This is a genomic window from Streptomyces sp. NPDC050264 (assembly GCF_040655895.1).
Classification (GTDB): Bacteria; Actinomycetota; Actinomycetes; order Streptomycetales; family Streptomycetaceae; genus Streptomyces.
In genome coordinates this window covers 425,171-436,099 of record NZ_JBFAKV010000006.1, presented here as the reverse complement: position 1 = coordinate 436,099, position 10,929 = coordinate 425,171, and the positions used below count along the sequence as shown (strand labels likewise).

The window sequence follows — 10,929 nt, the reverse complement described above, 5'->3', positions numbered from 1 at the left end:
GAAAGAACTCATACCAGGCCCCGTACAACGCCCGCTCCCGCTCCACCAGGAGCGGGAGGGAACTGCTCTCGGTCAGCCGGTCGAGCTGGGGGTGTGCGTCGAGGACCTCGCGGACCTCCGGGGACAGCGCCGCCGCCAGCCGCTCCATGTCGCCGCGCGCGGGGTCCGCCAGCACGTGAATGGCGTCGAACAGCGTGCGCCTGGCCGCCTCGTCGGTCACCCGCCCCAGAGCCCCCTCCAGGTGCACGGCACCTTCTTCGAGCGTGATGTCGCTGTCCACGCCGGCCGGCACCTTGATGGCGGCGTCCCGCCGCCAGGCGGCCACGGTGTCGCACCACGCCTGCACGCAGTAGCTCCAGCGGCCGGGGGCGGACGGGGTCAGGAGGGCGCTCCACCGGTCGCTTCCCGGGACCTGTTCGCGCATCGCGACGCACTGGACCGTACGGCCGTCGGGGTCCCGCAGCACGGCGTGCGGCCGCACGATGCCGGAGCCCTCGACGAACACCAGGGCCGTGACCGGGAAAGCCTCACCGACCACGGCTTTCGCCGTGCCGCGTCCTCCGTGGACGCGGGGACGTACGTCCTCGATCTGAACAGGGACCAGCTGCGCCGTACCTGTCATCGCTCTCACCTCCAGTGCTGTACGCGGCAGTTGGGCTACCGGGTCGGCTTCGCGGCCGTGCGCATCCGACGCTCGGCCGTGCTGGCCGCCTCGCGGCCGCAGCGCTCACCCGTCGCGGCGCACAGCGCCTCGACGGTCCGCTCGAAGCGCGCGCGGACCCGCGCATCCGCGGGAGCCGCGAGGAACCGGCGCTGCCACCAGCGGTAGCGCGTCAGCGTCCGGCCGATCTCTTCGCCGACCTGTGATGCGTCCATGGCCTCCGTCGACCTCCTGGAATCCGTGATCTCTGCTTTCACGGCTCGCCCGCCGTGCACGGAGTGAAACCGGGCCGTCACACACGGCCGCTTCCCCACCATGGTGCGGGGTGATCGGCGATCCGGCCTGTTGAGCCGAGCGTCACCGCCCGATCACTCTCGTGTTGCACGAATGGAGTACGCAGCAGAGGCTGGTCCATGACGCTCGGGCGGCCCCTGCTCACGCTCCGTACGCACGACTCGGTCGAGGCGACGGTGGCGCGAGATACGCGGTGAGGAGCAACAACCATGGACCGGACAGTGCCCCGCTACTACCACGTCGAGGTGGAGTCATCGCCGGCGCGCGTAGGACCGATGCAGCGCATCGTCGCCGCGCACCTGCGGTACTGGGGGCTGGCGAAGCTGGTGCCGTCGGCGACCCAGGGCGTCGGACTGCTGCTGGAAGCGGCCGTGTCGGCCGTGCCGGCCGAGCGCGTGGAACTCGAGACGTGGTGGACCGGTCAGCACCTGATCACCGCGGTGTCGCACCCCGACGCCTCCGAAGGCGGACACCTCAAGGGCGCGCACCCCCACTTCCAGCAGATAGCGACGTTGAGCGACGGCTGGGGCAGCTGCACCACGAACAGCCGGAACATCGTCTGGTTCTCCCTGCGCAAGTCCGACAACGACCGCGAGGTGCTCGCCGCCAAGCAGCCGGAGCCGTGGTCCAGTGAGGCGCTCAGCGTGCCCCGGACCCCGGCGACGCACGGAAGCGCCGCGCGTGAGCCCGTGTCCGCCGAGGCCGCCGCCGGGCGCGCGTCGTGACGGCACGTCCGACGGACGACGGAAGCGGGGGCGTCCAGGCCGGACGCCCCTACCCCCTCGGCGCCGCCTACGACGGCCACGGCACGAACTTCGCGCTCTTCAGCGGCGTGGCCGAGCAGGTCGACCTGGTCCTGGTGGAACCCGACGGAACCGAACGGGTGGTGACGCTGCCCGAGGTCGACGGGGCCGTGTGGCACGGCTACCTCCCGGACGTCGGGCCACGCCAGCGGTACGGCTACCGCGTCCACGGCCCCTGGGAGCCGACGTCCGGGCACCGCTGCGACTCCTCGGCGTTCCTCCTGGACCCCTACGCCCTCGCGGTCTGCGAACAACGGCTGAGCGGCGGGGACCCGGGGCACGGTCTGTGCGGGGTCGTCGTCGACCCCGCCTTCGACTGGGGCACGGACGCGCCGCCCGCGTACTCCTACACCGACTCGGTCATCTACGAGGCGCACGTCCGGGGGCTGTCCCGCACCCACCCGGACGTACCCGAAGAACTGCGCGGCACGTACGCCGGCCTGGCGAGCCCGCCCGTCATCGAGCACCTGAAGTCCCTGAACGTGACCGCGGTCGAGCTGATGCCCGTCCACCAGTTCATCCAGGACGGGTTCCTGCTCGACCAGGGGCTCTCCAACTACTGGGGCTACAACACGATCGGCTTCTTCGCGCCGCATCACGCCTACGCCGCGAACGGGTCGCTCGGCGAACAGGTCACCGAGTTCAAGAACATGGTCAAGGACCTGCACGCCGCGGGTCTCGAAGTGATCCTCGACGTGGTCTACAACCACACGGCCGAGGGAAACGAGAGGGGGCCGACGCTCTCCTTCCGCGGCATCGACAACGCCTCCTACTACCGGCTCTCCGACGAGGATTTCAGCCGCTACTACGACACCACGGGGACCGGCAACAGCCTGCTGATGCGGCACCCCAACGTCCTCCAGCTCATCATGGACTCGCTGCGTTACTGGGTGACCGAGTGCCACGTCGACGGCTTCCGGTTCGACCTCGCCGCCACGCTGGCCCGCCAGTTCCACGAAGTGGACCGGCTCTCCGCCTTCTTCGACGTCATCCAGCAGGACCCGGTGATCAGCCGCGTCAAACTGATCGCCGAACCGTGGGACCTCGGGGACGGCGGCTACCAGATCGGCAACTTCCCGCCCCAGTGGTCCGAGTGGAACGGCAAGTACCGCGACAGTGTGCGGGACTTCTGGCGCGCCGACGACCGCTCCCTGCCCGAGTTCGCGTCGCGCCTGACGGGCTCCGCCGACCTCTACGAACACGACAGGCGACGGCCGCGCGCCAGCGTCAACTTCGTCACCGCGCACGACGGGTTCACCCTGCGCGACCTGGTCTCGTACAACGACAAGCACAACGAGGCCAACGGCGAGGACAACCAGGACGGCGAGTCGCACAACCGCTCCTGGAACTGCGGCGCCGAGGGACCCACCGACGATCCCTCCGTCCGGGAACTGCGCGGCCGCCAGCAGCGCAATCTCCTGACGACACTGATGCTGTCGCAGGGCATCCCGATGCTGAGCCACGGCGACGAACTCGGCCGCACCCAGGGCGGCAACAACAACGCGTACTGCCAGGACAACGAGGTGAGCTGGATCGACTGGGATCTCGACGAGGACCAGCGCGACCTGCTGCGGTTCACCCGCGAACTCATCGCCCTGCGCATGGCCCACCCGGTGCTGCGGCGACGCCACTTCTTCGAGGGCGGCACCCCGCAGGAGGGGCGGCGTCTGCCGGACCTGGTCTGGCTGCGGCCGGACGCCGCGGAGATGACCGCCAAGGACTGGCGGCGGCCCGACGCGCACGCGATCGGTGTGTTCCTGAACGGCGACGACCTCTCGGCGCCGGCCCTGCGGGGGCGCCCAGTCGCGGACGACTCCTTCCTGGTGCTGTTCAACTGCTACTGGGGGCCCATGGAGTTCATGCTGCCCGACGCCGGTTTCGGGGACCGCTGGACCAAGCTGATCGACACGGCGGAACCGGCCGGTACCTCCGACGAGACGGAGTACAAGGCGGAGACGGCACTGCTCATGGAGGAGCGGAGCCTTGTCGTCCTGTCCCGGCCGCCGGGCGAGTAGTCACCGCTCCGATCGATGCAACCGGCGGCGACCGCCGGTGCATTGACGGATCGGCACAGAGGCACAAAGATCAACGGGCACGAATATGACAACGTTGTCGTACGAAGGGTCGCCATGAGAGCGTCCACACGCCCGTTCAAACGCCTGTTCACCGCCTTGCTGGTCGTCACCACCGTGGCCGCGGCTTCCGCCACCGCCGGTGTCGCCGACGCCAGGGAACGCGGACCCCAGTTCGCCGCTGATCCCACCACGCTGGTCGACACCTCGATCGGCAACAACGGCGACGGCACCACCTTCCCGGGTGCCGCCGCCCCGTTCGGCATGGTGCAGCTGAGCCCTGACACCCAGCTGAACAAGTACGCCTCCTATGACTACGCGCAGGACACCATCCTCGGCTTCAGCCACACGCACCTCTCGGGCGTCGGCTGTCAGACGATGGGCAACATCCGGTTCATGCCGACCACCGGGGCGGTCACCTCGTCCGACCCGACGCAATACGCCGCGAAGTTCAGCCACGACAACGAGACCCGCGCGCCGGGCTACTACGGCGTGAAGTTCGACAACGGCATCCGGACCGAGCTCAGCGCGACCGAGCGGACCGGCCAGCACCGCTACACCTATCCCGCCGGCTCGGGCACGGAGAACGTGCTCATCGAGGCCGGCGAGAGCAACGGCAGCACCTACGCCGGCGACATCAAGGTGGTCGGCAACGACACCGTCGAGGGCTGGGTCCAGGGCGGCAACTTCTGCGGGGAGACCGGCAAGGAGCGCTACCGGGTCTACTTCAGCGCCAAGTTCGACCGTACCTTCTCCACGTTCGGCACCTGGACCGACGGCACGCTCACCCCGAACCAGCGGGAAGCGTCTCGCGGCAGCAAGCGGGCGGGCGCCTGGCTGTCGTTCGACCAGGCCAAGGGTGACCAGGTCGGCTCCTCGGTCGGGCTGTCCTACACCTCGGTCGACGGAGCGCGCCTCAACCGCAAGACCGAGCAGCCCAAGTCGTTCGACAAGGCCCGGGCCGGCGCGCACGAGGCCTGGCAGGACGAGCTGAACCGTATGCGCGTGGCCGGTGGCAGCACCGCCGACCAGCGCACGTACTACAGCGCGCTCTACCACTCGCTGCTGCACCCGTCGATCGGGTCCGACGTCGACAAGCGCTACCGCGGCTTCGACGACAAGGTGCACCGTTCCGATTCCACGTACTACCAGATGTTCTCGCTGTGGGACACCTACCGCTCGCAGAACCAACTGGTGGCCCTGTTGAACCCGGACAAGGCCACGGACATGGCCAAATCCGTGCTGCACATCTACCAGGACGGCGGCTGGCTGCCGCGCTGGGGACTCGGCGGCGGCGAGACCAACGTGATGAGCGGCGACCCCGTCACCCCGTGGATCGTCGACATCTACAACCGCGGCCTGCTCGACAACCGCACCTCGCGCCAACTCTTCGCCGCCCTCTGGAAGAACGCCAACGAGGTGCCCGCGGACCAGTCGGTCTTCCGTGGCCGTGACGGCAATCCGTCGTACGTCGAGAACGGCTTCGTCGGCTACCAGAACCTGCCCGGTTACCTGTACGGCGACAGCCGCCAGGCGGGCTCGGCCACGCTCGAGTACGCGCTCGGCGACTGCGCGCTGTCCACGATGGCCGGCGGTCTCGGCTACAAGGACAAGGCCTCGACGCTCGCCTCGCGCTGCGACAACTTCACCAACCTCTGGGACTCCACCGTCACGTCACAGGGCTTCTCAGGGTTCCCGGTCACCAAGAACGCCGACGGGACCGTCGCCGGCGACCCCGACCCCACCCAGTCCGGCGCCTTCCACGAGGGCACCGCGTGGCAGTACCAGTGGCTCGCCCAGCAGGACCCGGAGACCCTCTTCGGCCTCATGGGCGGACAGGCCGCCGCCGAGCAGCGGCTCGACAAGTTCTTCGACATGCCGACCGTGCTCACCGATCCGGCGAAGGCCGCTTCGGAGTCGTGGGTGACCGGCGCCTACGACTACCACAACAACTTCGCCTTCAACCCCAACAACGAGCCCGACTTCCACGCGCCGTGGATGTACGCGTGGACCGGCGCGCCGTGGAAGACCTCGGCCGTGCTCCGCGCGATGCGGACGCTCTTCACCGACAGCGTGTACGGCATGCCCGGCAACGACGACCTCGGCGCCACCTCGTCGATGCTCGTCTTCGCCATGGCCGGCGTCTTCGAGGCGCAGCCCGGCTCCGCGAAGTACGTCATCAGCGCGCCCATGTTCGACAAGGTCGAGATCCGGCCCGAGCACGGACGCAGGATCAGCATCGAGGCGCCGGGAGCCGACGCGTCGAAGCTCCAGTACGTCTCCTCCGTGGCGACGGGCAAGGGCGAGCTGCGGCAGAGCTGGATCTCCCACAAGGATCTGCTCCGCTCCGGCACCATAAAGGTCAAGCTCTCGGACAGGCCGACGAGTTGGGGCGCCGACGCGGCGCCGCCCGCCGTGGCGCAGGACTGAGCCGATGAGGTGCGGCCCCCCTCCCGCGAGGGGCCGCACCCCGGCCCTCACCCGCCATCGCGCGGGCCCGGTCGTACGGGCAGTGTGTCGAGTCCCCGCAGCAGCGTGCTCGTACGCCAAGTGAGGAGCGCGGGATCCGTGGCGAACGCGAGAGCCGGGTGGCGGGCCAGGAGGCGGCGCAGCGCGATGGCGGCCTCGGCCCGGGCCAGTGGGGCTCCGAGGCAGTGGTGCAGGCCGTGGCCGAATCCGAGGTGGCCCGGCCCTTGGCGTCGGATGTCGAAGCGGTCGGGTTCGGCGAAGTGGAGCGGGTCGCGGGCGGCCGCGGCGAGGGAGACCAGGACGCTGTCGCCGGCTGCGACAGGGGTGCCTGCCAGGTCCAGGGCTTCGGCGGCGAAGCGGAACGTGGTCGCGTGCACCGGGGTGTTGTAGCGCAGCGACTCCTCGACGGCGGGCTGTATGCGGGTGAAATCGTCGTGGATCAGGCCGAGTTGGCCGGGGTGCGTGAGCAGGCTGTGCACGGTGGAGGAGATCAGGTTGACCGTCGTCTCGTGACCGGCGACGAGGAGGAGGAACACCATTCCCAGGAGTTCCTCGTGCGTGAGGTCGCCTCCGTTTTGCGCCGTCCCCGCTGTGGCGAGATCGCTGAGCAGGGTGTCGTCCGGGGCCGCGGCCTTGTGAGCGAGCAGGTCGGTGAGGCAGCCGGCCAGTTCGACGGAGGCCGCCGCTGCCGCCTCCGGCGACGTGGGAAGGACCAGCTCGTTCGACCAGGTGTGGAACATGTCGCGGTCCGCTTCGGGGACGCCCAGGACCTCGCAGATCACGGTGACGGGCAGCGGCAGCGCGTACCGGCTCACGAGGTCGGCGGTCCCCTGCTCCGGCAGGGCGGTCAGCAGGTCGTCGGCGATGGCTTCGATCCGCGGGTGCAGCGCGGCGATCCGCCGGGGAGTGAAGTGTCCCGCGACCATGCGGCGGAGCCGGGTGTGCTGTGGGGGGTCGCTCTGGAGCATGTTCCGGCCGATGGCGTGGCCGCCGTCCGTCCGCCAGGACGACGAGTGCCGGATGTCGTTGCGCAGCCGGGGGTCGGTCAGGACCTTTCGTGCCGCTTCGTGGGTCACGACGAGCCAGCTCTCGCCGCTTTCCGGGACGAGGACGCGGTGGACGGGGCCCTTTTCACGCAGCGCCGCGTACACGGGGTACGGGTCGGTCGCGAGGTCGTGACCTTCGGGGGCCAGCTCCTCCAGGGTGGGCGCGGGGGTCATGAATTCTCCGATCGCATCAGTTGTTCGCTGTTCGCTGCTGATCACTTCAGGCACGTAGAAGATCGGTCACCGTGTCGGCGACGGCCGTGGCCTGGGCGTGTCCGGCGCGGGCGGCGTCCGGCCGGCGACGGTCCGCGGTCATGTTCCGGCCCATGGCGCGGCGGGCGGCCGCGTCCGGCGCGAGGAGTACGACGGAGGTTCCGTCGGCAGTCAGTTCGGCGGCCTGTTGCCGGGCATGGGGGTGCGGGCCCACGGCGGCCGGGATCGGGACCACGGCCAGTACGCGTCGGTGGCCGCGGGCCAGGTCCAGCGGCGCGGTGGAGCGGCTGCCCCCGTCCATCCACCGGCGCCCGTCCGCCGTGACCGGCGGCCAGACCAGGGGCAGCGCGCAGCTGGCGGCGACCGCCTCGACGAAGGTGAGCCGCGCGTGCCGGTCGAACGCCTCCACGGCGCCGGTCTCCGCTTCCACGGCCGCGATACGAAGAGGACGCTCGGGCCACTCCCGCACCCCGCCGAGCAGTGTGCGGACGGTGTCGAACACCTCCGTCTCCGGCCCGGTGCGCGCGGCGAGGGCGGCCCGCCCCAGGCGGCGTACGGAGCGGTCGGGGTCCCTGGAGCCCATCGCCGCCCACAGGAAACGCAGGGTCTGTGCCGCGCTCACTTTCAGGTCCACGCGGTCGTCACGGGCGAGTTGCCCCTCGTAGAGCGCACGCGGCGACTCCCCTGCCGCGAGCCGCGCGCCGTGGATCGCGCCCGCCGACGCGCCGAAGATCACGTCGGGCGTGTCGAGGTCGACTCCGGCGTCCGCCAGACCGGCGAGCACACCCACCATCCAGGCGCCGCCGACCGTTCCCCCACCACCGAGCACCAGTGCCGTTCCGTCCATGGCGTCCTCCTCCCAGCGAAATGGGGAGTGCTCCCCACTTCCGGGTCGGACGATAGCATCCGTATCGGGGAGCACTCCCCGGTTGCCGCTGCGGCGCCACGGACCACGACGGAGGACGACGATGAACGCGGGCACGGACTCCGGCACGGCCCCGCGCCGCCGCGACGCGCGACGCAACCGGGAACTCCTGGTCGAAGCGGCCCACGACGTGTTCCGCGAACAGGGGCTCGAAGCGCCGCTCGACGTCATCGCCCGCCGGGCGGGCGTGGGCAACGCGACGCTCTACCGGCACTTCCCCACCCGCGTCGCGCTCGTCGACGCGGTCTTCCGCGAGCCGCTGGGCGACACCATGACCGCCGGCGAGGAGGCCCGCGCGGCCACGGAGGCCTGGACGGGCCTCACCGGCTACCTCGACGCCGTCTTCACCGTGCTCGCCACCGACCGCGGCACCAACGACCTCATGACCACCCCCCTACGCGGCATCGACGCCCTCGACGCCGTGCACGCGCACAACCGGCGGACGCTGGAACTGCTCCTCGATCGCGGCCGGTCCGAGGGCACCGTCCGCCCCGACGTCACCGCCGAGGACGTCCTGTTCGCGCTCGCCGCCCTCGGCCGCGCCGTCCCGGCCCTGACCACGGCGGCCGCCCCCGACGCGTGGCGCCGGCCCCTCGCCCTGTTCCTCGACAGCCTGCGCAGCTCCCCCACTCCGCCGCCGCTCCCCTCCCCCGCGCTCACTCCCGAGCAACTCGGCGACGTACTCGGCGAGTTGGGACCGCACCGAAGCTCCGGTGGCCCGACGGCATAGCCGGGCGGACGCGAAGGCATCGGGCCGTTCCCTCTTTCCACCGGCTTTCCTCCGGCTTTCCTCCGACGTGCCGGTCCGCTGGCGCACCGGGCCGGGGCGTCACAGTGTGGGGATGAGTACCGAACTGGAGGATGGCGTGGACGCTGCCGATGACGGGACGCGGTGCCTGGTGACCGGGGCGAGCGGTTACATCGGCGGCCGCCTGGTGCCCGAACTGCTCGACGCGGGTCACCGGGTGCGCTGTCTGGCCCGCTCCCCCGACAAACTGCGCGACCACCCGTGGGCGAAGGACACGGAGATCGTGCGCGGTGACGTCACGGATGCCGCCTCGGTCGCCGAGGCGATGACCGGCGTGGACGTCGCCTATTACCTGGTGCACTCCATGGGGGCCGGCGACGACTTCGAGCGGAGCGACCGCGAGGCCGCGCGGATCTTCGGCGAGCAGGCCCGCCGGGCCGGCGTGCGGCGCATCGTCTATCTCGGCGGACTCACCCCGGAGGGAGTGCCGGAGCGCGATCTCTCACCGCACCTGCGCTCACGCGCCGAGGTGGGTCACCTCCTGCTCGCCTCGGGAGTGCCGACGACGGTCCTGCGGGCGGCCGTGATCATCGGTTCCGGCTCGGTGTCGTTCGAGATGCTGCGCTATCTGACCGAGCGGCTGCCGGTGATGGTGACACCGAGCTGGGTGCACACCCGGATCCAGCCGATCGCCGTGCGCGACGTGCTGCGCACGCTCGTCGGCAGCGCGACGATGCCGCCGCACATCTCCCGCGCCTTCGACATCGGCGGCCCCGACGTGCTCACCTACCGGGACATGATGCTCCGGTACGCGGCCGAGGCGCGGCTGCCGCGGCGGCTCCTGCTCCCGGTGCCCATGCTCAGCCCCGGCCTGTCCAGCCGCTGGGTCGGCCTGGTGACACCCGTGCCGGCGTCCATCGCCCGGCCGCTGTGCGAGTCGCTGCGCCACGAGGTCGTCTGCCACGAGCACGACATCGCCGCGTACGTGCCGGACCCGCCAGGGGCGCCGATCGGCTTCGACGAGGCGGTGGCGCTCGCGCTGCGCCGGGTCCAGCAGGCACAGGTCGCCACGCGCTGGTCCTCTGCCGCGGTGCCGGGCGCGCCGAGCGATCCGCTGCCCACGGACCCGGACTGGGCGGGCGGCAGCCTGTACACGGACGAGCGGGAGCGCCTGGTCGACGCGGAACCGCAGCGGCTGTGGGAGGTGATCGAAGGGATCGGCGGCGAGAACGGCTGGTACTCGTTCCCCCTGGCCTGGGCGGTGCGCGGCTGGCTCGACCGGGCCATGGGCGGCGTGGGGCTGCGGCGCGGGCGGCGCGACGCGGCCCGGCTCCGGGTCGGCGACTCGCTGGACTTCTGGCGCGTCGAGGAGATCGAACCGGGCCGGCTGCTGCGGCTGCGGGCCGAGATGCGGCTGCCCGGACTCGCCTGGCTGGAGCTGTCCGTGGAACAGGAGGACGACGGCCGGACCCGCTACCGGCAACGGGCGCTGTTCCACCCGCGGGGCCTGGCAGGTCAGGCCTACTGGTGGAGCGTGGCGCCGTTCCACGCCGTGGTGTTCGGCGGCATGGCCCGCAACATCGCCTCCACCGCGGAGCACGGTTCCGCCAAGCATTGACCGCGTCGGCCCCCGGCCTCCCGCACGCGCGCTCGAAGAGGCCGGCGCCGCGCGGAAGTCGTCCGCGTCCTGACCCATCC

9 protein-coding genes are annotated in these 10,929 nt (G+C 71.0%); 5 read left to right on the top strand and 4 right to left on the bottom strand.

Annotated features, from left to right (window positions below; genetic code table 11):
* The coding region (locus tag AB0J02_RS13930) for a maltotransferase domain-containing protein (RefSeq protein ID WP_363193853.1) at nt 1-622 on the bottom strand (622 nt) is incomplete at its 3' end.
* Between the two features lie 35 nt (nt 623-657).
* Nucleotides 658-876: a DUF5133 domain-containing protein gene (locus tag AB0J02_RS13925; protein ID WP_363193852.1), complete on the bottom strand. Its 219-nt coding sequence runs from the start codon at nt 874-876 to the stop codon at nt 658-660.
* 288 nt (nt 877-1,164) lie between these two features.
* Here AB0J02_RS13925 and AB0J02_RS13920 point away from each other — a divergent pair, with 288 nt between their 5' ends.
* From AB0J02_RS13920 to AB0J02_RS13910, 3 genes are all read left to right on the top strand, one after another.
* On the top strand, nt 1,165-1,680 hold the full coding sequence (locus tag AB0J02_RS13920) for a pep a2 (protein ID WP_363193851.1): 516 nt from the start codon (nt 1,165-1,167) through the stop codon (nt 1,678-1,680).
* Nucleotides 1,677-3,773: a glycogen debranching protein GlgX gene (glgX, locus tag AB0J02_RS13915; protein WP_363193850.1), complete on the top strand. Its 2,097-nt coding sequence runs from the start codon at nt 1,677-1,679 to the stop codon at nt 3,771-3,773. Before AB0J02_RS13920 ends, glgX begins: the two co-directional genes overlap by 4 nt.
* A gap of 114 nt (nt 3,774-3,887) precedes the next feature.
* A complete protein-coding gene (locus AB0J02_RS13910; RefSeq protein WP_363193849.1) occupies nt 3,888-6,260 on the top strand; it encodes a GH92 family glycosyl hydrolase in 2,373 nt (790 codons plus the stop codon).
* A gap of 47 nt (nt 6,261-6,307) precedes the next feature.
* Here the strand turns inward: AB0J02_RS13910 and AB0J02_RS13905 are convergent, their stop codons facing one another.
* Both AB0J02_RS13905 and AB0J02_RS13900 read right to left on the bottom strand, forming a co-directional pair.
* Nucleotides 6,308-7,519, bottom strand: coding sequence for a cytochrome P450 (locus tag AB0J02_RS13905; RefSeq protein WP_363193848.1), 1,212 nt, complete (start codon nt 7,517-7,519; stop codon nt 6,308-6,310).
* Between the two features lie 46 nt (nt 7,520-7,565).
* Entirely contained in the window at nt 7,566-8,405 is an 840-nt protein-coding gene (locus tag AB0J02_RS13900; RefSeq protein ID WP_363193847.1) for a patatin-like phospholipase family protein, read from the bottom strand.
* 121 nt (nt 8,406-8,526) lie between these two features.
* Between AB0J02_RS13900 and AB0J02_RS13895 the strand changes: the two genes are divergently transcribed.
* Together AB0J02_RS13895 and AB0J02_RS13890 are read left to right on the top strand one after the other, a co-directional pair.
* Complete coding sequence (locus AB0J02_RS13895; protein ID WP_363193846.1) at nt 8,527-9,213, top strand: helix-turn-helix domain-containing protein; 687 nt, start codon at nt 8,527-8,529, stop codon at nt 9,211-9,213.
* Nucleotides 9,214-9,325: 112 nt separating this feature from the next.
* Complete coding sequence (locus tag AB0J02_RS13890) at nt 9,326-10,849, top strand: SDR family oxidoreductase (RefSeq protein WP_363193845.1); 1,524 nt, start codon at nt 9,326-9,328, stop codon at nt 10,847-10,849.
* The last annotated feature ends 80 nt before the right edge of the window (nt 10,850-10,929 follow it).